A 21,160-nucleotide genomic window follows, 5' to 3' on the forward strand; every position below is an offset into this window, starting at 1 on the left:
GGCTCATACACCGCACATCTTCTCCATCATACCCGATCAGGGGGAAGAAATGAATCAGTTATACATGGAAAGCAGCAATTTTTCCATTTGTTCTTCCGGTACCGGTCGGCCCAGCAAATAGCCCTGCACTTCATCGCAGGCATGAGCGCGCAGATAACTTAACTGTTCCTCCGTTTCCACGCCTTCCGCCACCACCCGTAAATTCAGTTTTTTCGCCATATCAATCACCGTCTGCAGGATGACACCGTCCGCTTCGGAAACCGTAACATTTTCTAAGAACGAGCGATCGATTTTCAGCGTATCAAATGGGAATTTCTTCAAGTAATGCAGCGCGGAATAACCCGTGCCGAAATCATCAATGGCAATGCGGACACCCAGCGCTTTTAGCTGCCGGATTGCTTCCAGCGCCACTTCCGGATCTTCGACAAACACACTCTCTGTCAATTCTATTTCCAGGCATTCAGGAGCAAGACCTGTCTTACGCAGCGTATTCATAATCATCTGCACGCAGCCAAGCTCTTTAAAATGGAGATACGATAGGTTCACCGATACGAGGGCACAAATGTTTCCTAAGTCCTTCCATTTCTTCATTCTCGCGCACGCCGCTTCCAGTACCCAGCGATCAATTTCAAGAATTAACCCTGTTTTTTCTGCCAGTTCAATAAACTTTCCCGGAAACAGCACGCCGCTCTCCGGGTGCAGCCAGCGGACAAGCGCCTCCATGCCGACCAGCTTCTTGCTTCTGACCGCATAACGAGGCTGGTAATGCAAGAACAATTCCCCCCGCTGCACCGCGTTGCGAAGCTCGCTGCGCAATACCCATTGCTCACCAATGCGCGTCATTTCATGCGAATAAAAACAATAACAATTGCCCCCCCGTTCTTTGGCACGGTACATGGCCGTTTCCGCTTTTTTCAAAACTTCCTCCGGACTGTCTCCGTCCGCCGGATAGATGCTGATACCGATGCTTGCCGTGACATGAATTTCCGTATCGCTTGTTTGAATCGGGGATGTGATGAGCGAGATAATCTCAACTGCTTTCAGCCTGGCTTCTTCGCAGTCCATCCCTTGGATTAAGATGGCAAAGTTGTCTTTGCTAAGACGGGCCAGCACCGTTCCTTCTTCAAAGACCAGCGAGAGCTTCTCCGCTACATGTGCAAGCACGGCCTCACTCGGAGTACGGCCGATGGCGGCGTGCATCATTTTGAACTTATCAATGTCAACAATCATCAGTGTGAATGGGCTACCCGAAACATTTCCCGCTTCCACCGCCTGATACAAATATTCGTCAAATGCAAGCTGATTCGGCAGGCCGGTTAGTGCATCGTATCTTTGCATATGCTCAATCTTTTGTTTTGCCTGCCTGCACAGCGTCAAATCCAGCGAGCAACCGATAAGCTCCTTTCTTCCTTCTTCATCCTGCGACTGAAGCAGGGAAACGTAATACGTTTCGTCTCCGCACGTAAATTCATGAATAACACTTTCTCCCCGCCAGGCCTTTTTATACTGCGCCTGAAGATAAGCGGCAAACCTGGGCGCAAACAAATCCTGCGGCGTCTTCCCCCGCACCGCTTCGGTCGTCAGCCCCTGCTGCTTCGCTACTCGTCCTTCGAACATTGTATAGATGAATTCTGCGTCTGTTTCCGCTTGGCAGCGCACTTTGTATACGACATTATGGAGTTTTTCCAATAGTCTCCGATAGTGCTTCTCCGTTTGCTGTAGCGAAGTTACCGCCTCATTTTGCATGGCCCTCCCTCACCTCAATATCTCTGAATGTGATTAAGCAAATGAAAACATAGTTCTATAGTCATAAATTATTTTATAAAAAATTGAAAAAAATGTCTATATTAACATATAATTTACGATAAAAATAATACAAGCCTTCCGATAGTACATATAACCTAAATCAAAAGACTTGATATTTTTTTAGATATTATGTTAAAGCAATTCCAGCAGTCGCTTTGCCGCTGCAATCCCTGACAGCACCGCGCTTTCGACCCGGGCGTGCTGCGCCTCATCCTTCGGGGAGATAAACGAATCACCCGCTACTAAGAGCGGCGCGTTATGCGCAACTTCAGCAAATCGGCCCGGGTAGACGGTCTCCGCCAGAGAAAAACGCCAGCGCTTCAACTGCGCATCCACAATAGCAGACCCGCCCCGCCACACTTGGGCCTCCTGCAGGAGCTGTCTTAAAATATCCTCATCGGCCTGAGCGAAATGAGCGCGTGACCATTTCCCGCATGCATATACGGTAAGCGCCGGTTTGGCTGAGATGCCTTTCTGGTAATTGTCTACGACCAACTGCACCGGCTCATCGGGGTCCTTGGCCCGTATGTATCCGGGTGCCGGCACGGCGGAGGGGCCGTCTAATGTCAACAGCGCTGCCAGACATGGGAGGTAGCTGACCGCCCGAAGTTTGCTCGCCTGTTCTTCATCAACCTGGACACCGCCCTGCTTCAGCAGGTAGAGTGCCTGAGGCGGAGGAGCCGTCACAATCAGCGCCCGTGCGCGTATATTAGCCTTATTGCCGGGATCATAAATATCTTCCGGCATTACTTCATCGTATGTCTGCGGCACGTACTCCTGCTCTTCCGATACCCAGTGCAGAAGCCATCCGTTCGGCTCGGCCTCCACACTGGTCACACGCACACGTACACAAATATCCAGCGGCTCCGCCAGGTGGCGGGTAAGCCGGTTCATCCCACCGTCAGCCCGATACCTGACATGCGGGGCGCCGAACCATTCCGTTACCCATCCGTTTTTCTTCCATTCCTCAACGTATGCCATAAACTCAGACGTGCGGACCGTGAAATATTGCGCGCCGTGATCGAAGGCCACATCTCCGATTCTGCGAGTCGCAAGTCTTCCTCCGCCGCTTCGCCCTTTATCAAGCACCACTACCTGCTCTTCCCCCGCTTCTACCAGCGTGCGGGCCGCCATCAAACCGCTTATGCCTCCGCCGATAATCACGATCGGCTGCTTTGGAACTCCTGGCATTCTATCCCTCTTTTCTGTGAAAATCATGAGAAAAGAAATCGGTATTTTGTTACTATTATACAGGGTGAGAAAGAGACGGAAAACAAAAGATCCGGTGAACATTGGCAACTAAAAAACCGAAGAACGACTGATAATCCGTTCTCCGGTTCTTTAGTTTAACGGGAAATAAAGCGTGTATAGTCCTTTTCATACAAGGTTTTGAAAAGCTGCGCTGCTTCCGCGCGGGCAAGCGGCGCATCCGGGGCATACGAAGCGTACGTCCGAGTGCCCGCCTCTCGTCCACTTACGATTTCTTTCTCCAGCAGCCATTCGACTGCCTGTTTTTCACTGTAATCGTAGCCGATTGCTTTTGTAATCATGCGGGCGACCAGCCCTCGACGAACGGGACCATCCTTGTACGCACCGCCCTGTACAGGCACATGCAGCTCGGCTGCGCTCTGGTAGTATGAATCTGCCCAATATTTCTGCTCGGCACTTCTGTCAGGAATACTGTCCATATTAAAGAAATAATGCATATACATCACAAGAAACTCGGCCTCGGTCACCTGGCGCGAAGGTTTAAATGTACCGTCCTCATAGCCGGTTACGATTCCCTGCCTCGAGGCCCACTCTACACTCGCATACGCCCAGTGTGTGGATGGCATGTCGCTGAAGTGGGCGGCGGACACCGGAGATGCAGTCAGTACCATCATCCCTGCTATCCACATGGCAACAATATGTTTTTTTGGTTTTTTCCACCGCAATGCCCATCCCCCTATTTCTTTTCCGGGAAAGAAAACGCAAGCTTCCCGTTTTTCGGCCCATCATCTACTTGATAAACTCTATTTTCCAACTAAAATACTCATTGTCGGGGTTTTTTTCATATCTTAGATTCGCATCAAACTTATTACCTTTTTTACTCGTTAATCCTTTTACCGTAACAACCCCATTTTTAAGCAGCGTCTTTACCATTGTTTTCGTTGGCTTCTTCTTCATCGTCGATAGAAATTTGTCGTTTTTCCATATAACGAATTTGCATCCGCTTTTCCAGTTGCTGCATCCAAACCCTTTTTGTCCTTCAATAATTCCATGTCCACATATTGGACATTTGCCCAGCACTTCCATTTGTTTCTTCTCAGTTGTTATCTGATTTATGGTAACTTCTTTTTCATTTTTTATTTTAGCGACAGAGTTTGCGGTAAAATCAAAAATGAACCTCATAAATGCGTCTTTCGTAAACTTTTGCTTTTCTATATCTAATAACGTTTTTTCCAATCTTCCGGTAAACTCTAAATCAAACAGTTCTTTAATTGGAAATGTCTCTACCAGTCTTTTTCCTAATTCTGTGCACAATAAGCTTTTATTTTGTGTGGTAATATAACCGACATCTTTTAGCTTTTTAATCGTTTCGGCTCTTGTAGCAGGTGTCCCTATACTAAAGCCGCTTAGGATCGCGTCCATCATTTCTTCGCTCTCTTCATCATCATAACGCTTTCCGCATGTTTCCATCACCCGCAGCAGCGTCTTTTCTGTATGATGTTTTGGCGGCTTAGTTACATGAGAAGAAATCGTATGCTCTACTATACTTACGATTTCATTTACATTAACAAATGGTAAGATCATATCTTTGGACTCAATCTGCTCTACTTTCTTCCATCCTTCAACAAGTTGAACCTTCCCTTTAGAAATGAATACGCCGGTGATTTCACTGCTATCTACTTTCGTCGTTATTTTCGTTTCTTCATATTCCGCAACAGGCATGAATTGCATAATAAACCGGTTTTTAATTGCCGTATATACCATTTCTTCGTCTCTTGTTAGAGATTTTGGAATCAAATATGTCGGTACAATGGCACTGTGGCTCTCTACTTTCGAGTTATCAAACACCCTTTTTAATTTACTGAACTTGATCTCATTTTCGTAAGGCAGCCCCTTTTTTAAGGTCTCAAGTACCTTTGCCGCTCTTCCAACCAGGCTTTCTTCCAATACAACGCTTGCGGTTCTTGGATACGTAATAAACTTCTTCTCGTATAAAGATTGTGCTACTTTTAGTACCTTATCAGAGGTCCAACCTTTGTATTTGCTTGTAATATACCCTTGTAAATTCGAAAGGTTAAATAAATACGGGGGATACTCCCGTTTTTGCTCAACTTGTTTATCAATAACGGTAGCTGTTTTATCCTGTAAAGCTTGTTCAATGTCCTCTAGCATTTCTTTATTTTTAAATTTGTCTTCTTCATTTTCGAAGTACGTTCCTTCGTATTCATCATTATTTTTCGTTTTAAATGTTGCTGTTAATTTAAAGTACGTTTCCGGAACAAAGCTCTCTATTTCTTTATCACGGTCATAAATAATCTTTAATGTTGGCAACAGTACCCTGCCAATATTAAGTGCCTGTCCCCGGCCTTTCTGATACTTCAGCGTTGCCACAGAAGTTAAATTAATACCGATCACCCAATCCGCCCATTGTCTGCTAATGCCGGCATCCTGAAGCGGCTTCATTTCTGTATTGGGCTTGATATTTTGAAGTCCTCTACGCACCTCATCAGGCGTCCATTCGTTAAGCAATAAGCGATAGACATCCTTTTTTGTTTTAAGATTATAAATAATGGTATCACCTATGATTTGACCTTCCCGATCAAAGTCACAAGCGGATATGACCATATCAACATCGTTTCGTCTTAATAAACTGTAGATGATTTTTAATTGCTTTTCAGCGCCTTTATCCGGCTTTTCTTTATTCTTTGGATCAACTTTAACTTTATATCGAAAAGCAGAAGGGATAAAAGGAAAATTATCCATATTCCACTTAGACATCTTTGCATCATAATCTTTAGCATCATAAAGTTGCAGTAAATGTCCAAAAGCCCATGTGACAATATAGTCCTTCCCCTCAAAGTATCCATCCCGTCTGGTCTTGATGTTTAACGCATCTGCTATATTTTTGGCAACAGATGGCTTTTCTGTGATGATTACTTTAGGCACATACTCACCCCGGTTTCCATATTACAAATAAGATATCGTATATTTCACTTTAGCAACATCCACTAATAATCCCCCCAATAAATTGTCGGGTATCACTGAAAATGAGAAAAACAAAACCCCGTTCCTGGACGTTATTCGACGTTACATGACGTTACAAAAACCCAATAAAATAAAGGGAATGTGAGTGTGTGAGTGTGTCCAGTATGGATCGAGGACGACCTGACGGAGTGAGACGAAATTCCGTCAGGTCGTCCTCTTTTTTGCACTTTTGCCGGACGAGTAACGCATCGACGCGCGGATGTTAGCAAAATCGTTAGAACCCGCGTTACTACGGCGTTATCGGCGTTTACGACCGCGCGGCAACGGCCAATTTTCAGCCCGAAACGGCCTCCTGATTGCGGAACTTGATTGCGGAACTCGCAATGATTGCGGAACTTCCGCGAAAACCCGCGCCGTTACTGGATTATTGGGTATTTTTCGGCAGCGCCGCGTGCCGCCGATTGCGGAACCGCAAATGATATAAAAATCTATCAAGAAGGCCAAAAAATTAAGCCAACTTACTTTTTGCGGCGGCCTCTTCGCGTTCGTAACCATTCGTCGATCTGGACGACGCTCCCGTCCTGCCTTGCGGGTTGCTGTCCTGGCTAATGAGCAAACCTTCGACGATCCCTTCGACTTTGATCCTGTTTTCCTTCGTCAGCTGTTTAACCTTCGCAAAGAACTCAATATCCTGCGGTGAAAGATCAATGTCGGAGTAACCACTCGCCTTTCGTTCTGGCGAAGCCGGTTCAATCGCAAACCTTTCCTCCCCTGTTAATATCCAATCGATCGAAACCTCCAATTCTCGGCTTAACGAGATTAGTGCGGCAGCGGACGGCATAGACTTGTCGTTTTCGATGTCGCTTAAATTGCCGCTCGATATGCCGGTCGCTTTTTGAATGTCAATCTGCGTCAAACCCTTGCGCTTCCTCGCTTCTTTCAACCTCGAACCAATTGTTTTCATAGAAACACCCCATTCTCGGATAATAGTAAAAAAATCTCGGAATAACGATATTAACGCTTGATAATCTCGGAAATCCGAGATATAATCGGTTTAGATAGAAAACACCATCACAGCGATTCTATCACACCTAAGAAGTCGCAAACAGTCGATCCTTGAAAACTGAATACGAGAATCCGAGATTTTCATGTCTCAAATGGGAAGAAGGTGAGACAAAATGAACAAAGCACTAGCGGATCAACGCGAGGCATCGGCAGCGATCGCCCGCGAGATTCTCGGCGACATCAAGCTGAATGTGACGGACGGCGAATTTACCGCATCCTTCGCACAGCAGGAGGCGCTGGAATCCTACGCGGAGCTGCTCGAAAGACAGGAGCAGGAGCTGGTCGCCGAGTTGCATCGCACGGTGCTCCATTTGAGCGCCAAGATCGCCGCGCCGCGCAACCTGCGCAACATGGCTATCCGCGAGGCTTACAAGCAGCAAGGCATGCGGATGGCAGAAGACAGCAAGGAAAGGGGTGAATCAGCATGAGGAAGCGCCAGCTGTCGCCGCTCGGTGTAATTGTGAAAAAGCGCCTGATTGAGGTGGGGAAAACGCAAGTCGAGCTCGCAAGAGAGATCGGCACCAGCGGCAAATACCTCCACCTGATCCTGATCGGCGAACGGTCCGGGAAAACCTTCATCCCCAAGATCGCCCAGGCGCTGGGGATGAACCCGGACAAGCTGAATAAGATCGCGTAAGAGTGAAGCAGCTTCCTTCCTGAAGGCGCTGGAGCTTAATGGTTTGCCGGTAGGTGACGCTACCGGAGAATCAAATGGCTACTTTGGCTGTGGTAGCCGCCGACAATTACTTCTTACCGTCAGCAGGCTTCTTACCGTCCAGTTTGACAGAGCCGTCAAGTTTGACGGAACCGTCCATCTTAACGACGTTCGCCATAGGCGTTCCCTCCTTTCCGTCTCCAGCGCCGTCAGGAGGGAAGCTGCCGCTCTTACGAATCTACGAATCTATCGTACATCATGCCCGACTAGCGTTCTATCCAAAGTAGTTTGGGAATTTGCTTACATTAAATACTTCAAAGCCGCAAGAGAGGAGGGAACACATGCAGCCAAAACTTACCGTGACCGAAGCCGCTGGTTTATTCGGGATCACAGAACGCGCGATCCGCAAGCAAATTCAAGACGGAAAGCTCCAGGCAGAAGAAGTCAGCAACGCCCGAGGCGGTCGATCAGGTAAAAGCTACGTGATTCCAGTGTCCTCCCTCCCGGTCGATGTCCAGCGCAAGTTCTGGACGATGAGCGAAGTGGCCGCCGCATCCGATGTCGGCACCGCCGAACCGGACAAGCCGGAAACGACCGGAATCCCGTACACGCTGGCGGAGCTGGAACACGCCGTCGGCAAGGAGAAATTCCGGGAGATGATGGCCGAGGCCGAATACAAGATGGAGATCATTGAGCAGGCGATGAACCCGCCGCAAGGCGTCGAGCGAACGATCTGGATCAATCGCCTGGCGAAGAAGTACGGCAAGAGCGCGGCCACCTTGTACCGGGACATCGAAAAATTTCAGGAATGGGGGGTTTTGGGACTGATGCGCAAATCGCGCCTACTGACACAGGGGCCGCAGCGCACGAGCATCGACGCCGAAGTGGAGAAATTCATCCGGGCGAAGTATCTGGACCGGCGCAAGCCGAAACCGGCGCACGTTTACCGCGAAACCGTCCGGTTTTGTGAGACAAACGGTCACAAAGCACCGTCTCGTGCGAGCGTGTTCCGGTATATCAGCGACATGGAAGACTTTGAGCCGGACCTTTGCTGCCTGGCACGCGAAGGCGAGGAAGCGTACTGGAAGCGATTCGCCGAGAAGGCGACCCGCAAGGAACCGGAGTTCGTCAACCAGGTCTGGATGGGCGACCATCACAAGCTGGATATGTTCATCAGCTATCGCGGACGCGCGATCCGACCGTGGCTGACCGTCTGGTTCGACGTTTGCAGCCGCGTCGTGGTCGGATGGTGCTTGTCCGATCAGGCAAATGGGCGCACGATCGCCCTGGCGCTTAGGCACGCGCTGCTGCCGAAGAAGATCGTGCACGACAACGGCACGGAAGACGTACTGGAGCTCGGCGGCATCCCCGGCATGCTCTACATAGACAACGGCGAGGACTACAAGGCGCAGGTGCGGGCCGGGAAAAAACATGAGGATTGGGAAATGTCGCGGGAAACGCGCGGCATCTGCAAGACGCTGGACATCAAGGTCCAGCTCGCGACGCCCTATCATCCGTGGGCCAAGGCACATGTCGAGCGCTGGTTCGGCACCTTCACCGATCAATTCACTCGCTACCAGCCCGGCTGGTGCGGACCGAACAACGAAGACCGGCCCGAAGGGTTCGACGAGAAGGAAGCACACGAGAAGGGCTTGCTGCTCACCTTGGAAGAGCTGTCGGAGCGCATCGAGGCGTTCCTGTACGACTATCACACGACGGTGCACCGGTCGCTCGGCATGGCACCGATGCAAAAGCACTTCTCCACGCCGAAAATCCGCGAAGGCTTCGCCGACGAACGCGCCCTGGACATCTGTCTCATGGATGTGGAACGCGCGGCGGTGCAAACGCAAGGGATCGAGAAGTTCGGCACGCGGGGCCGTCCGCGCTGGTACTGGCACCCGGAACTGCCCGCATACGCCGGACAGAAAGTCATCATCCGCTACGACCCGAACCGGATCGGCGAGCTGCTCGTCTTCCATCCGAAGACCGGCAAGTATCTGTTCACGGCCACCAACAAGGAGCTGCTGGACTTCAACGCCACGAAGGACGACGTGCAGGAATTTCTCAAACGCCGCGCCGCCCGCCGCAAGCAAGTCAAGCAGCTGCTGCGCGAATCGCATGCGACGCTGGAACAGGTTGTCGCCGAACGCGACGGAGCCGGTGCCCGCATGAAGACCGGCGAGGTCGGCAGCGCGAAAAGCAACGTCCGGGCGATGCTCGGCACCGAGCAGGTCGTCAAGCAGCGTGAGGAGCAAGGGAAACCGGCAAGATCGAAACGGCAGACCAAGACGGTCAGCGCGCTAGATGAGTACATCCTGCGTGAGGGCACGGAAGGATAATCAATCGAAGGAGGTAATGCCAGATGGCAGTAGCACATTTGGTTCAACGCGACGAAGGAGAGGCGATCAGCATGGAGGGGTGGTCCAAAGAAAGAACCCTCCTCGCGAAACTGGTTCAGGAGGAGGGCGCAAAGATCACAGATGTTGCTCGGGAACTAGGCAAATCTCGGAGCACCATCTCCCTCTATGTTAACGGAAAATATCCCGAAAGTGAAGAGCTTCGGGAGACGGTCAGAAATTACCTGCGGAGCATCGGCACCTGGGAGGACGAACAGGACGAGGCGGGACAAGCTCCCGCCGTCGATTACATCACCAGCGCGGACGAACTCCCCTTCATCGAGACGAACGATGTCAAACGCATGCGTTACGTGCTGAAGAAGGCGGCGACGAAGCACAAGTTCGGCATCGTGGCCGGTGATCCGGGCCTCGGCAAGACCGAGACGCTGAAGAAGTACCTGCTGACCAATCCCGGCAGCGCGATCTACATCCGCTGCAAGAGCACGCATACGGTCAAAAGTCTGCTTCAGGAGTTGGCCGATGCGCTCGGCCTGCCGGACACCGGATCGGCCAACCAGCTGACGCGCCGGATCGTGAAGCAACTGAAGCGCACGCCGTACTTCCTCATCTTCGACGAGGCCGATCTCTTGAAGTCGGCGGACAAATACGAGGCGCTGCGCGACATCTACGACGAGGCCGGGAACATCGGCGTCGCCCTGGTCGGCAACCTCGCCCTGGCGGAAATGTTCCTTGACTTCGCGGACATGCGCCCGGAACTAAAGCGTCTGGCCGACCGCGCCCCGTTCCACCAGCGCCTGCAAGGACCGTCCCGCGAGGAGGTCGAGCAGCTGCTCGAACGGGTGAACCTGACGAGCGCAGCGCGAAAGGTCATGATTCAGATCGCCCTGAACCCGCGCAAGGGCGGCCTGCGCAACTGTGTCGAGATTCTCGACGTGCTGCTCGATATGACGAAAGGCGAGCCGATCACCGAGGAAATGGTCCTCCACATCGGCCAGATCAACCTGACCGCTAATGCGTGAGCCCATCACACCGCCGCAGCTGTCGCCGGAAATCAAGCAATTTTTCGAGCGATTCATCCAAGTTGTGACCGCCACCGTCCGCGCCATCGTGCAGGCGGTGGCGAAGCACTATCCGGCGCTGCGGGTGATCGTCGAGCGGGAGATCGCCAGGCGGAAACGGATCGCGCAGCTGTCTTACCGGAAGAAGAAAAGCCAGGCCAAAAACTGGCGCAAATGGCGCAAGCGAGGGAGGCGAACAGGCCGATGAAGGACAAGCGAAACATTCGCCCCAAGTCCGCCCCGCCTCCGCAGATCAAGCCGTCGCGCCGGGCAAAACATGCCGAATGGGTTCGATCCTGGCGAAGGCGGATCGCGGCAGCAAAGGAACGCGGGCGGGAACGTCGCCGCCTGTATTGGGGAAAACCTCTCCGCATTTACGATGTCGCATTTGAACCGCCAGAAGGCGGCATCCGCATCGTTTGCGTGGAAGGTGTGATCGATGAGGCCGGTGCTGTCTCCTATGTGCTGGAGCGCTACGCTGCGAAAGACATCGTGAGAGTGGTTCACACCGGCTATATAAACCCACCGCCGGAGAGATCGGCGACGATGCCGGACGGCAGGCCGAAACTCGAAATCAAATTGAACGAATTGTGGTGATGACCGTGCCATCAACAAGAGGCCATACGGGAACGCCGATTCCGAAAAGGGAGGTCGAGCTGCGGGCCACCTGGTCGAGCGAGTGCGTCACCCGGCCCATGACCGAAGAGGAGCGGATTAAGTACGGGGTCGCGACCCCGCCGAAAATCACGAACGCCGACGGCGTTCAGGAAAGGAGGCCGATCCAATTGCCGCCGCGCAAATACAATCACGTCACGAAGGAGCTCGTGCTTGCCGAGTTCGCCAAGGGCAAGACAATCCACCAGATCGAGCAAGAGCAAGGCATGAAAAAGAACACGCTGCAAGCAAAGATGCGAGCCTGGGGCATCCGCAGCCCGCGCTCTCCGTTCAAATCCGAGGACGAAACGGTGAAGCGCCAGCCCTCCCCGGCTCCGGCCAGTCGATCGGACAGCCGGATCGAGGACATCATCTGCGACGTGCAGCTGGAGCTGCGCCGGGCGATGGGAAAATTTCCACCCTTCCACTCGGCGCATGAAGGCTACGCCGTACTGAAGGAAGAGCTCGAAGAAGCCTGGGCGGCGATCAAGGCGAACGACCCGATCCACGCCCGGATCGAGATGATGCAGGTCGCGGCGATGGCGATCCGCTTCCTGCACGACATCCAGATACCGAAGGAGGCGTTCCGATGACCACAACAACGAAACCGACGAAGCGGAGCTCCTCCCCTTCCCTGAAGCGCCGCAAGCGCAAGAAAGAACGAAAGCCGACGAGGGCGGAGCTTCGCCGCATCCTTGGCATCAAGCCGATGCCTCCGAAGCCGAAAATCAACCGGAAGAAGCTGGCGAGGGAGGTCGCGGAGCGCTGGCATCAATCGCATATCACGCACATCGAGCTCTCCCACTATTTCGGGCTGGTCGGCGGCACGCTGCTCGCACAGATTAAAGCGAAGGCGGCGATGAAGCCTTCGATCTTCGACGATCACCGAATCACGGACGAGGAAGTCGGCTTCTTGAAGTTCATGAAAGCGATCTGCGACTTCCACGACAACCGGCGTGAAGTCAAAACCTATGACGACATCATCGCGATCGCCGAAGGGCGGTTCGTTCCGGGGCAAAAAGGCGGTGAAAGCAATGGCGAAACCGAAGGCCAAGCAAGCGCCGACGGAACGGATCAAGATGGCGATCCCGCCTGATCCGAACCGCTGCTTCGTCCTCTTCTCCCACATCCTGACCGCCGGAACGGCTGCGGTCAGCCTGCACAGCTTACTGCGGCAGGTCGAAAAGCAACCGTCGGACCGCCAGATCGAGGCGATCCGGTTCGACCCGGACAAGCTGGTCATGGAAGTGCTGTTCGTGCCGCTGGAAGGAGGCGAGGCGCATGCAGAGCATCAAGGAAGCGCTGGAAGGCAATGAATCATGGCAAGCGCGGTTTGCTGAAGTGATGAATCGGTACACGCCGGAATATTTTCGCGAGCGGCTGCCGGAACTGGCGGAGCTCGGCGCAACTGATGAACAGATTCGCAGGGCGACGGTGCAGCTCATGGATCGGGCGAAGCAGGTCGAGGAATGCCGGGGATGCACAGGCTATACATCCTGCCGCCGCCCTGCGGGTCAAGAAGGCACACAGATTCACCTTGACATCCAAGGCGGTCATATTAACAGTCTGCACCGCATGTGCGATCCGTTCCTGGAATACCACCGGGAGCTGCGCTGGCAGCGGCTGCTCTCCCTCTCCGGGAAGGCGGCCAGCGACAAGGACTTCACCTTTGAAAACTTCCCGGACGCGCAGAAACGGCGTCACAAGAAGCTGTGCGCGTACATCCACCGGTTCGCCCAGGAGTTCACGCCCGGCGCAAGCGATAAGGGTGTTTATATATACGGACCGCCGGGAACGGGAAAGACGCATCTCGTCCTCTCGATGGTCAACCGGCTGGAAGAACGCCGCGTGCCGGTGCTATTCATCCGTACCGACGCGATCTTCCGCAACATGCGCGGCATGCTCTCAAAGAAGGAATCGCTCGACACCCTGATCGAGGCGTACTGCACGACGCCGGTGCTCGTCATCGACGAGTTCGGCCAAGAGGCCGGAACGGAGTTCACGGTCGATGTCATGTTCGAGATCGTGAACGCTCGGTTCACCGGCAACCTGCCGACGTTCGCGACCAGCAACTACGCGCCTGACCAGGTGTACGAGAAGGCCATGCGCAAGCACCGGCTGGAAGAGAAAGTCGAAGCGATACGCAGCCGCCTGAACCAGATGATGAAGCACGCGCACATGGACGGCGAAGACGGTCGCAAGAAAGACCGCGAAACCTTTTGAAAGGAGGCGAGGCCATGCTGCTGCAATTGCTAAACCAAGCCAGGCGACACCGGAACGACCCTCCCGCCCCATCCGCCAGCCACGAGCTTGAACGCGCCCGGAAAGAGCTGGCGATCGCCTGGCAGCATTTCGACCAAGCGGAACCGGCGTTCGTGGACGCCGCGATCCATCGCCTGGTCGCCGCCGAGCAAGCGTACTGCACGCTGCTCAAAGAACAAAAAATCTCAATGAGCGAAAGGAGACATTCCCTTGAAGTCGTTTAACAAGAAGATTAACAAAACCGGAGCCATCACCCTGCCGTCTGCCCTGCGCCGCGAGTTCGGCCTGACCGGCGGCGAACGGTTCAAGATTGAGGTCTGCGCCGAGGACGGCACCATCCTCCTCCAGCGCGTGAACGGGCAATGCCTATATGGGACGGTTCGTCTGCGCCAAGTGCGTCGAAAACATGGATGTGGATGTGTCCGAGCGCAAATTCGCGAACGCCTTCGTCGGGCAGGTGTCGCCGTCATGAACAAGGAACAGCTGGCCGCCCTGGTCGATGAAGCGATCCGCCTGGAACGCAGCATGAAAGAAGACAAGAAACGGCTCGACGCCATCAAGGCCGAGCTGACGACGGCAGCCTTCGCGGTAATGGACAACCGGAACCTGTCCTTCCTGCAAATCTTTGGCAGCGCCGGGCACTTCAACGCCGTTTACAAGGAGAAATTCGAGATCGACAACTACGACCGCCTTGTCTCCGTTCTCGGCGAGATCGCGAAATCGAAGATCGTCCGCAAAGAGGAAATCAAATACGACACGGAGGCGCGGTTCAAGGCGGCGCTGATCGCCTTGTTCAAAGGCGACTATGACAAGTCGGTCGTGATCGACGACGTGCTGCGCGGGCTCGGCCTCTCGCCCGACGCGATGAAGGCCGTCAAAAAGAAGCTCAAAGGCGACTATTTGAAGGACAAAAAGCTGCTGGAGACGGTCGGCGTGCAGGGCGACCTGGAAGAGGAACTCGACGCGATCCGCCTGGCGAAGAACGCCGAGCTGATCGAGCGGTTTTTCGGCGAGCTGACCGACGAGCAGATCGAAGACGTAAGAAAATCCGTTTTTGTCGAGGACAGCATCAGCGTGGGCCTCGAATATGCGAAGGAGGATGAAGACAATGGCAATGCCGCAGCAGAAGATTGAGGAACTGGCGCGGGTGGAGATGAGCCCGGACTTCGACAAGATGTTCGACGCCGATCTGAACGCCGTCACCGGCGGCATGTACCGACGCCAGATGACCGTCGAAGAGTGCGAGCGCCTGATCGGGAAGGAGTGATTCCCATGAAGATCACTCCCGAGCAGCGCCGCAAAATCTTCGGGCTTATGAAGCAGTACGGCATCGAGGAGGAAAACCTGCGGTCGGTCGTCGAGCAAGTCAGCGGCGACCGCAGTATCTCCGCCCTGACGAAGGAGCAGGCGATCAAGGTCATCGACCGGCTGTGCAAGCTCGTCGGCGAAGTGCCGAAGCCGCGCGAACACCGGGCGACGGACGCCATGCTCGGCAAAATCCGCCAGCTGGAGAAGGAGCTCGGATGGGCAGACGAGCCCAAGCGCCTCCAGGGATTCGTCAAAAAGCTCACCGGCGTGGACCGGCTCGGCTGGCTGACGAAGCAGCAAGGCATCAAGGTGATCGAGGCGCTGAAGAAGATGCGGGATCGCGGCTATCAGCGGGCCGCGCCCTAAAGGTCGGCGTCGTGAGCCGACGAAGCGCCTCGCGTTTCTTGGCGGCGACGTTCCTCATCTGCCCCGTCTGCCGCCACGTCTCCACCATTCAGCGGCGAAGAAGCAAGCTGAAGAAATCCGGCCACATCAAAACGCTGTGGTGCCCGTCCTGCCAGGCCGTCACCCAGCACGTCGAAGCCAAAGAATGGGAAATCGCGAGACAAAACGAGAACGATGCGATATAATGCCAGGAAGGAGGATGTCAATGGAGTTGACCGAGGAGCTGATCGCCGAAGTCAACTGCGAGGAACTGCCTCATCCTTACAGGAAGATGGCCGAGCTGATCGGCGTGGCTGCTACGCTAGAGCTCGCCAAGCACTTCGGCGGCACCTATGAGTATATGCCGAAGTTTGACAAGGCCATCGGCCCGGCTCGGGACCGCATCATCTGCAAGGAGTTCGACGGGACCAACTACAAAGACCTTGCCCGCAAGTATAACCTGTCGGAAACGTACATTCGCAGCCTGACCCGACCGAAGGAAGAAGGCGAGCAGTTGGAGATCGAAATTTAATAGTTTTCCTATAAGTAGTTTATCGCGCGAAAAAACTAGAGGGGTTTGATCGAATCCGATCAGACCCCTTTGTTATGCTCACAATAGACCAAAATCTGTTGTGAGCTTTTTTCGTTTAGGAGGGAACTAGCATTGGATCAACTGCCAACCGGCGCACTTGTGACAATCATCACCGTCATGGGCTCGATTCTGCTGACGCTTGCCAGCATCATCGGTTATTTCCTCAAAGACATTCGTGCCAGCGTGAAAGAAAATCAGTCCGCCCTGGACAAAAACCTTCAGGAGATCGAGAAGGACTTCTCGGACTTCAAGGCCGAGCTGCCGCAGAAGTACGTCCTGAAAGACGACTTCAACCGCGCCCTGAAGGAGCTGAAAGACGACCAGACGCGGGCGATCGCGGGGCTCGAACATAAAGTCGATACGCTCACCCGCGACGTGCGGGAAATGCTCCAGAGCGTGAGTAAATTGACGGGAGCAGGAGGGAAAAACGAATGAACAACAAGGAAGCAAAAGAAATCCGGGGATTCATCCTGACGATCCTCAAAGTCCAATATCCGAGCCCGGCCAGCGACCGGCTGATCTCGTTGACGCTGAACGACAGCCAGATGGACGGCTCGCTGCCGCAAATCCGCAGGCATCTGCACTATCTCGAAGAGAAAGGGTACGTCCGCACCGAGGAGGGCAACGAACTCGGCATCCAGCGCACGATGGCCACCCTGACCGCCAAAGGCATCGACCTGCTGGACGGTAACATCCCGGACGATCCCGGCGTGTTGGTGATCCGCTGATGTCAAGCCGCCGAAAGCATAGCAAAGTGCTTCAATTGCCGCCGGAAATCGTCGAGGCGGTCAACAAAAAACTGACGACCGGCGCAACGTACCGTGAGATCGCCGACTGGATCAACCAGATGGCCGACAAGACCGGCGTCGAGGTCAGCCACATGGCGGTGCAGCGGTACGGCAAAGACTTCCTGTCGCGGCTGGAGAAGCTGCGGATCGCCCGCGAGCAGGCCAAGGCGATCATCGAAGACAGCAAAGACCGACCGGCAACGGAAATGACCGAGGCGGCGTCGAATCTGGCCGTGCAGCTCATCCAGGAAACGCTGATGGCCGCCCAGGACGAGGGCGGCGTGATCGACAAGGGTTTGATCGAGACAATGAAGGCGCTCGCTCAATTGGAACGCAGTTCGGTCCAGCGCGAGAAGTTGAAGCTGGAGTTCCGCCAGAAAGCCGAAAAGGCCGTCAAAGCGATCGAGGAAACCGGGCGACAAAAGGGGCTTGACGCGGAAACGCTGGCCTACATCAAAGAGCAAGTGTACGGCATCCTATGACGCAGCCCGCGATCCAGCTCACCGAATACCAGCGCAAATGGGTCGAGGACAAGAGCCGGTTCAAAATCTCCCTGAAAGCCCGGCAGACCGGCTTTTCGTTCGCGGTTTCGCTGGAAGTCGTGCTCGACTGTCTCGATCACCGGACGACGTGGGTGCTCCTCTCACGCGGGGAACGGCAAAGCAAGGAGCTCATGGAAAAGGTCGCCACGCACACCCGCGCGATCGGCGTCGCCTGCGAGGAGCTGGAGACAACCTTTAAGATTGACGACCAGGCGATCAAGCAGCTGGAGGTCCGTTTCCCGAACGGCAGCAAGATCATCGGCCTTCCAGCCAACCCTGACACCGCGCGGGGCTTCTCCGGCAACGTCGTGCTGGACGAGTTCGCGTTCCACGCGGACAGCCGGAAAATCTGGACGGCGCTGTATCCGACGATCACGCGGGGCTACAAACTGCGCGTCATCTCGACGCCGAACGGCAAGTCGGGCAAGTTTTACGACCTGTGGATGGACAACACCGGCACCTGGTCGAAGCACTTCGTGGACATCTACATGGCGAAGGAGCAAGGGCTCGACATCGACATCGACGAGCTGCGCAAGGGTTGCGAATCGGAAGACGACTGGCTGCAAGAGTTTTGCTGCGAGTTCATCGACGAGGCCGGATCGCTCCTCCCTTACGAACTCATCACCCCTTGCGAGACGGACGAAGCGACGTTCATGCTGCCGGAGGACTTTTCCCCGGTCGGCGATCTGACGCTCGGCGTGGACATCGGACGCAAGCGCGACCTGACCGTCATGTGGATTCTCGAATATACCGGCACGCTGTACTGGACGCGAGCGATCCACGTTCTGGAGAAACAAAAGTTCAGCGTCCAGCGCGAGCAGTTGTTCACCTACCTGTCCATGCCGCGCATGCGCCGGGCCTGCATCGACGCCACCGGCATCGGCATGCAGCTCGCCGAGGAGGCGGTCGAGGCGTTCGGCAGCAAGGCCGAAGCGGTTGAATTTACCGGGCCGGTCAAGCAGGAGCTTGCGATCACCCAGCGCCGGGCGTTCGAGGATCGCGTCGTGCGCATCCCGATCGACCGGGTGCTGCGAAACGATCTGCACTCGGTCCAGAAAATCACGACGGCAGCCGGGAACATCCGGTACGCCGCCGAACGCAGCGAGAACGGCCACGCGGACCGGTTCTGGGCGCTCGCCCTCTCGCTGCACGCTGCAATCAATAACCCGTATGTGTCGCTGGATGTGACGGTCGCCCGGCGGAGCGTCGTGCGGAGGATGATGGAGGGATACGGATGATTCTCGGTCCAGACGGAAGACCAATCAAAAAACCGGATACGAGCGAAATCGCCCGCGTCCTGAACACGTTCGGCGCATTCATGAAGTCGTTGCCGAACCCGGACATCATCCTGAAGAAAACCGGCAAGTCGGCGGAAATTTTCGAGGAGATGAAAACCGACGCGCATGTGTGGGCGGAGCTCACCAAGCGCAAAAGTGGCGTTCTCTCAAAAGATTGGGACGTGCTCCCCGCCTCTGACGACCGGCGCGATCTGGAGATCGCCGCCTTCGTCAAGGAGACGTTCGAGCGGCTCAACTTCGACCAGGACATGCGGCAAATGCTCGACGCTGTGTTCGCAGGTCGGAACATTCACGAGCTGATCTGGACGGAACGGGAAGGCCGCTGGACGATCGCCAACATGAAAGACCGCCCGATCGAATATTTCACCTTCGACATCGACGGGAACCTGCGCTTTTTGCGCAGTCTGGCCGACATCGAGGGCGAGCCGGTGCCGCCGGGCAAGTTCCTGACCGTCGTCCACGAATCGGGCGACGATCACAACCCTTACGGCGTGGCGCTGGCGACGAAGTGCTTCTGGGCGTGGCAGTTCAAGAAGCACGGGTTCAAGTTCTGGGCGATCTTCATGGAAAAGTACGGCATGCCGACGGCCATCGGAAAGTACCAGCCGGGCGCGTCGCAAGCCGATCAGGACCGGCTGCTCGATGCGCTCGTCTCGCTCGTCCAGGACGCGGCGGTCGCGATCCCGGCCAACTCGTCCGTGGAGTTCAAGGAGGCCGGAGACGCGAAAGGAGACGCGCATGAGGCGTTCCTCCGGTTCTGCAACGCGGAAATCTCGAAGGCGATCCTCGGCCAGACGCTCACGACCGAGCTGCCGAGCGGCGGTTCGTTTGCCGCCAGCAAGACACATGAAGGCGTCAAGGACGAGATCATCGAGGCGGACGCAAAAATGCTCATGAGCGCGATCAATACGGACCTGATCCCCTACCTGGTCGCCTTCAACTTCGGCGAGGTCGATTCGTATCCGTATTTCCATATCGACTTTGAGCCAGAGGAAGTTCACAAGGAATGGGTTGAACGAGACGAAAAGCTGGTCAACATGGGTGTGCCGATCTCGGTGGATTACTTTTATGAGAAGTACAACATCCCCCGCCCCGGCAAGAACGACGTGCTGGTGAAGAAGGCGGAAGTCGCCCCTTCCCCGCTCTTTTCGGAACAAAACGTCTCACGAAAAGCGCGAAAAACGCACGATCATGACCGCGAGCTGCACGTCGTTCAATTCACCGCTGAGGAGGATGACCAGCAGGAACGGGCCGATCAACTTCAGCTGCTATTCGCTCGGTCCGTGGATGAAAGTCTTCTGATCGTCCGGCGGATGTGGAATCACCTGGTCGATCAGGTGCGCCGGTGGAAAGACTTCGGCGCTGCCGATGTCAGCCGCTTGCAGCCGGATCAGGAGGCGATCGCCGACCTTGCCGATCTCATGAACCGGACAAGCATCGTCGCCTACGCGATGGGCGAATACGCTGCGCATCTCGACTTCCTGAAGGCCGAACGCGAAGGAAACGCCTCTTTCGCGAGCGAGGACGAGGAACTCGCGTACAAGGTTGTCGCCAAGCCGGTCAAGTTTGAGGAGGCGATCCGCTACTTTTCGCAGCTGATGCCGATCAACATGGAGCAGTACCGGAAGCTGAACGACGAGCTTCGCACCAAGCATTTCACGCTGGCGGGCGTGCAAAGCCAGGATATGGTCCGGGCGATCCACGAGGCGCTGCTCGCCTCCCTGGAACAGGGCACGACCTTCGAGGACTTCCTGAAGGCCGTGGATGCGAAGGCGGCGGCGCTCGGCATCAGCGAGCTGGACCCGTGGCACCTGGAGACGGTGTTTCGCAACCAGATTCAGACGGCTTACGAAACCGGCCAGTATGAAAAGCTCCAGCAGCCGGAAATGGCGGATATGTTCCCTTATTACCGCTATTCCGCCGTGTTGGATTCGGGCACGCGGGCCAGCCACCGGGCGATGAACGGTTTTGTGGCAAGTCGCGACGATCCGATCTGGAATGAATGGTGGCCGCCGAACGGCCACCGCTGCCGGTGCGGCGTGATTGCCATCAACAAGTACCGCGCCGCCCGCGAGGGTATCACCCCGGCCAACTTCAGGCCGGACGTTTCACCCGATCCGGGCTGGTCCAAGCCCCCAAGCGTCTCGCTGCGGGAAGTGCCCGAATCGGTCAAAGACCGTGAGGAATAAGGAGGAAA

At 54.9% G+C, this 21,160-nt stretch carries 26 protein-coding genes; 20 read left to right on the plus strand and 6 right to left on the minus strand.

Features of this window, described 5'->3' with window-relative positions:
• Positions 1–54: 54 nt before the first annotated feature.
• The 5 genes from ADA01nite_RS06440 to ADA01nite_RS06460 form a co-directional block, all read right to left on the minus strand.
• Positions 55–1,746 (minus strand): sensor domain-containing protein, encoded by a 1,692-nt coding sequence (locus ADA01nite_RS06440; RefSeq protein WP_146809138.1) that lies wholly within the window; start codon positions 1,744–1,746, stop codon positions 55–57.
• 192 nt (positions 1,747–1,938) lie between these two features.
• Complete coding sequence (locus tag ADA01nite_RS06445) at positions 1,939–2,997, minus strand: NAD(P)/FAD-dependent oxidoreductase (RefSeq protein ID WP_170230169.1); 1,059 nt, start codon at positions 2,995–2,997, stop codon at positions 1,939–1,941.
• Positions 2,998–3,152: 155 nt separating this feature from the next.
• Positions 3,153–3,740, minus strand: a complete 588-nt coding sequence (locus ADA01nite_RS06450; RefSeq protein WP_146809140.1) for an S-layer homology domain-containing protein — start codon at positions 3,738–3,740, stop codon at positions 3,153–3,155.
• Positions 3,741–3,804: 64 nt separating this feature from the next.
• A complete protein-coding gene (locus ADA01nite_RS06455) occupies positions 3,805–5,961 on the minus strand; it encodes a type IA DNA topoisomerase (RefSeq protein ID WP_146809141.1) in 2,157 nt (718 codons plus the stop codon).
• A gap of 547 nt (positions 5,962–6,508) precedes the next feature.
• Positions 6,509–6,964: a helix-turn-helix domain-containing protein gene (locus tag ADA01nite_RS06460; protein ID WP_127488427.1), complete on the minus strand. Its 456-nt coding sequence runs from the start codon at positions 6,962–6,964 to the stop codon at positions 6,509–6,511.
• 214 nt (positions 6,965–7,178) lie between these two features.
• Here ADA01nite_RS06460 and ADA01nite_RS06465 point away from each other — a divergent pair, with 214 nt between their 5' ends.
• The 14 genes from ADA01nite_RS06465 to ADA01nite_RS06530 all read left to right on the plus strand — a co-directional run bounded on the left by ADA01nite_RS06465 (position 7,179) and on the right by ADA01nite_RS06530 (position 15,725).
• A complete protein-coding gene (locus ADA01nite_RS06465) occupies positions 7,179–7,493 on the plus strand; it encodes a hypothetical protein (RefSeq protein WP_146809142.1) in 315 nt (104 codons plus the stop codon).
• The gene (locus ADA01nite_RS06470; RefSeq protein WP_127488429.1) at positions 7,490–7,702 is read left to right on the plus strand and encodes a helix-turn-helix domain-containing protein; all 213 of its coding nucleotides are present in this window, start codon (positions 7,490–7,492) and stop codon (positions 7,700–7,702) included. The genes ADA01nite_RS06465 and ADA01nite_RS06470 overlap by 4 nt, the downstream gene beginning before the upstream one ends.
• A gap of 359 nt (positions 7,703–8,061) precedes the next feature.
• Positions 8,062–10,059: a TnsB C-terminal domain-containing protein gene (locus tag ADA01nite_RS06475; RefSeq protein ID WP_146809143.1), complete on the plus strand. Its 1,998-nt coding sequence runs from the start codon at positions 8,062–8,064 to the stop codon at positions 10,057–10,059.
• A gap of 23 nt (positions 10,060–10,082) precedes the next feature.
• The gene (locus tag ADA01nite_RS06480) at positions 10,083–11,096 is read left to right on the plus strand and encodes an AAA family ATPase (protein WP_146809144.1); all 1,014 of its coding nucleotides are present in this window, start codon (positions 10,083–10,085) and stop codon (positions 11,094–11,096) included.
• A complete protein-coding gene (locus ADA01nite_RS06485) occupies positions 11,089–11,343 on the plus strand; it encodes a hypothetical protein (RefSeq protein WP_146809145.1) in 255 nt (84 codons plus the stop codon). The genes ADA01nite_RS06480 and ADA01nite_RS06485 overlap by 8 nt, the downstream gene beginning before the upstream one ends.
• Complete coding sequence (locus ADA01nite_RS06490) at positions 11,340–11,732, plus strand: hypothetical protein (protein WP_146809146.1); 393 nt, start codon at positions 11,340–11,342, stop codon at positions 11,730–11,732. Before ADA01nite_RS06485 ends, ADA01nite_RS06490 begins: the two co-directional genes overlap by 4 nt.
• A 5-nt stretch (positions 11,733–11,737) precedes the next feature.
• The gene (locus tag ADA01nite_RS06495; protein WP_146809147.1) at positions 11,738–12,382 is read left to right on the plus strand and encodes a hypothetical protein; all 645 of its coding nucleotides are present in this window, start codon (positions 11,738–11,740) and stop codon (positions 12,380–12,382) included.
• Positions 12,379–12,885 carry a hypothetical protein gene (locus ADA01nite_RS06500; protein ID WP_146809148.1) on the plus strand — a complete coding sequence of 169 codons (507 nt, stop codon included), beginning with the start codon at positions 12,379–12,381 and terminating at the stop codon, positions 12,883–12,885. The genes ADA01nite_RS06495 and ADA01nite_RS06500 overlap by 4 nt, the downstream gene beginning before the upstream one ends.
• Entirely contained in the window at positions 12,824–13,105 is a 282-nt protein-coding gene (locus ADA01nite_RS06505; RefSeq protein ID WP_146809149.1) for a hypothetical protein, read from the plus strand. The genes ADA01nite_RS06500 and ADA01nite_RS06505 overlap by 62 nt, the downstream gene beginning before the upstream one ends.
• Positions 13,071–14,012, plus strand: a complete 942-nt coding sequence (gene zapE, locus ADA01nite_RS06510) for an AFG1/ZapE family ATPase (RefSeq protein ID WP_146809150.1) — start codon at positions 13,071–13,073, stop codon at positions 14,010–14,012. Before ADA01nite_RS06505 ends, zapE begins: the two co-directional genes overlap by 35 nt.
• Positions 14,013–14,026: 14 nt before the next feature.
• Positions 14,027–14,275 carry a hypothetical protein gene (locus ADA01nite_RS06515; protein ID WP_146809151.1) on the plus strand — a complete coding sequence of 83 codons (249 nt, stop codon included), beginning with the start codon at positions 14,027–14,029 and terminating at the stop codon, positions 14,273–14,275.
• A complete protein-coding gene (locus ADA01nite_RS06525) occupies positions 14,262–15,185 on the plus strand; it encodes an AbrB/MazE/SpoVT family DNA-binding domain-containing protein (protein WP_246147248.1) in 924 nt (307 codons plus the stop codon). Before ADA01nite_RS06515 ends, ADA01nite_RS06525 begins: the two co-directional genes overlap by 14 nt.
• Positions 15,160–15,318: a hypothetical protein gene (locus ADA01nite_RS21945; protein ID WP_164828012.1), complete on the plus strand. Its 159-nt coding sequence runs from the start codon at positions 15,160–15,162 to the stop codon at positions 15,316–15,318. Before ADA01nite_RS06525 ends, ADA01nite_RS21945 begins: the two co-directional genes overlap by 26 nt.
• Positions 15,319–15,323: 5 nt before the next feature.
• Positions 15,324–15,725, plus strand: coding sequence for a regulatory protein GemA (locus ADA01nite_RS06530; RefSeq protein WP_146809153.1), 402 nt, complete (start codon positions 15,324–15,326; stop codon positions 15,723–15,725).
• On the opposite strand, the gene ADA01nite_RS06535 is transcribed toward ADA01nite_RS06530, so the two are convergent.
• A complete protein-coding gene (locus ADA01nite_RS06535) occupies positions 15,722–15,970 on the minus strand; it encodes a hypothetical protein (protein WP_170230170.1) in 249 nt (82 codons plus the stop codon). The two genes, ADA01nite_RS06530 and ADA01nite_RS06535, sit on opposite strands and share 4 nt — an antisense overlap.
• On the opposite strand from ADA01nite_RS06535, the gene ADA01nite_RS06540 reads away from it, so the two are divergent.
• From ADA01nite_RS06540 to ADA01nite_RS06565, 6 genes are all read left to right on the plus strand, one after another.
• A complete protein-coding gene (locus tag ADA01nite_RS06540; protein WP_170230171.1) occupies positions 15,970–16,275 on the plus strand; it encodes a Mor transcription activator family protein in 306 nt (101 codons plus the stop codon). The genes ADA01nite_RS06535 and ADA01nite_RS06540 overlap by 1 nt on opposite strands.
• Positions 16,276–16,407: 132 nt before the next feature.
• On the plus strand, positions 16,408–16,770 hold the full coding sequence (locus tag ADA01nite_RS06545) for a type 2 periplasmic-binding domain-containing protein (protein WP_146809156.1): 363 nt from the start codon (positions 16,408–16,410) through the stop codon (positions 16,768–16,770).
• A complete protein-coding gene (locus ADA01nite_RS06550; RefSeq protein ID WP_127488453.1) occupies positions 16,767–17,063 on the plus strand; it encodes a winged-helix domain-containing protein in 297 nt (98 codons plus the stop codon). The genes ADA01nite_RS06545 and ADA01nite_RS06550 overlap by 4 nt, the downstream gene beginning before the upstream one ends.
• A complete protein-coding gene (locus ADA01nite_RS06555) occupies positions 17,063–17,605 on the plus strand; it encodes a phage protein Gp27 family protein (protein ID WP_111154023.1) in 543 nt (180 codons plus the stop codon). The genes ADA01nite_RS06550 and ADA01nite_RS06555 overlap by 1 nt, the downstream gene beginning before the upstream one ends.
• Positions 17,602–18,903, plus strand: a complete 1,302-nt coding sequence (locus ADA01nite_RS06560; protein ID WP_111154024.1) for a terminase large subunit domain-containing protein — start codon at positions 17,602–17,604, stop codon at positions 18,901–18,903. Before ADA01nite_RS06555 ends, ADA01nite_RS06560 begins: the two co-directional genes overlap by 4 nt.
• Positions 18,900–21,152, plus strand: a complete 2,253-nt coding sequence (locus ADA01nite_RS06565; RefSeq protein ID WP_146809157.1) for a phage portal protein family protein — start codon at positions 18,900–18,902, stop codon at positions 21,150–21,152. Before ADA01nite_RS06560 ends, ADA01nite_RS06565 begins: the two co-directional genes overlap by 4 nt.
• Positions 21,153–21,160 lie beyond the last annotated feature (8 nt).

This window comes from Aneurinibacillus danicus (genome assembly GCF_007991215.1).
In the GTDB taxonomy this organism is placed as follows: Bacteria; Bacillota; Bacilli; order Aneurinibacillales; family Aneurinibacillaceae; genus Aneurinibacillus; species Aneurinibacillus danicus.

Excerpts from the sequence above, each read along its gene's own strand:
- ADA01nite_RS06440 (WP_146809138.1), bottom strand. The coding sequence starts at position 1,746 with ATGCAAAATGAGGCGGTAACTTCGCTACAGCAAACGGAGAAGCACTAT.
- ADA01nite_RS06445 (WP_170230169.1), bottom strand. The coding sequence starts at position 2,997 with ATGCCAGGAGTTCCAAAGCAGCCGATCGTGATTATCGGCGGAGGCATA.
- ADA01nite_RS06460 (WP_127488427.1), bottom strand. The coding sequence starts at position 6,964 with ATGAAAACAATTGGTTCGAGGTTGAAAGAAGCGAGGAAGCGCAAGGGT.
- ADA01nite_RS06465 (WP_146809142.1), top strand. The coding sequence starts at position 7,179 with ATGAACAAAGCACTAGCGGATCAACGCGAGGCATCGGCAGCGATCGCC.
- ADA01nite_RS06470 (WP_127488429.1), top strand. The coding sequence starts at position 7,490 with ATGAGGAAGCGCCAGCTGTCGCCGCTCGGTGTAATTGTGAAAAAGCGC.
- ADA01nite_RS06475 (WP_146809143.1), top strand. The coding sequence starts at position 8,062 with ATGCAGCCAAAACTTACCGTGACCGAAGCCGCTGGTTTATTCGGGATC.
- ADA01nite_RS06480 (WP_146809144.1), top strand. The coding sequence starts at position 10,083 with ATGGCAGTAGCACATTTGGTTCAACGCGACGAAGGAGAGGCGATCAGC.
- ADA01nite_RS06485 (WP_146809145.1), top strand. The coding sequence starts at position 11,089 with ATGCGTGAGCCCATCACACCGCCGCAGCTGTCGCCGGAAATCAAGCAA.
- ADA01nite_RS06490 (WP_146809146.1), top strand. The coding sequence starts at position 11,340 with ATGAAGGACAAGCGAAACATTCGCCCCAAGTCCGCCCCGCCTCCGCAG.
- ADA01nite_RS06500 (WP_146809148.1), top strand. The coding sequence starts at position 12,379 with ATGACCACAACAACGAAACCGACGAAGCGGAGCTCCTCCCCTTCCCTG.
- ADA01nite_RS06505 (WP_146809149.1), top strand. The coding sequence starts at position 12,824 with ATGGCGAAACCGAAGGCCAAGCAAGCGCCGACGGAACGGATCAAGATG.
- zapE (WP_146809150.1), top strand. The coding sequence starts at position 13,071 with ATGCAGAGCATCAAGGAAGCGCTGGAAGGCAATGAATCATGGCAAGCG.
- ADA01nite_RS06515 (WP_146809151.1), top strand. The coding sequence starts at position 14,027 with ATGCTGCTGCAATTGCTAAACCAAGCCAGGCGACACCGGAACGACCCT.
- ADA01nite_RS21945 (WP_164828012.1), top strand. The coding sequence starts at position 15,160 with ATGGCAATGCCGCAGCAGAAGATTGAGGAACTGGCGCGGGTGGAGATG.
- ADA01nite_RS06530 (WP_146809153.1), top strand. The coding sequence starts at position 15,324 with ATGAAGATCACTCCCGAGCAGCGCCGCAAAATCTTCGGGCTTATGAAG.
- ADA01nite_RS06540 (WP_170230171.1), top strand. The coding sequence starts at position 15,970 with ATGGAGTTGACCGAGGAGCTGATCGCCGAAGTCAACTGCGAGGAACTG.
- ADA01nite_RS06550 (WP_127488453.1), top strand. The coding sequence starts at position 16,767 with ATGAACAACAAGGAAGCAAAAGAAATCCGGGGATTCATCCTGACGATC.
- ADA01nite_RS06555 (WP_111154023.1), top strand. The coding sequence starts at position 17,063 with ATGTCAAGCCGCCGAAAGCATAGCAAAGTGCTTCAATTGCCGCCGGAA.
- ADA01nite_RS06560 (WP_111154024.1), top strand. The coding sequence starts at position 17,602 with ATGACGCAGCCCGCGATCCAGCTCACCGAATACCAGCGCAAATGGGTC.
- ADA01nite_RS06565 (WP_146809157.1), top strand. The coding sequence starts at position 18,900 with ATGATTCTCGGTCCAGACGGAAGACCAATCAAAAAACCGGATACGAGC.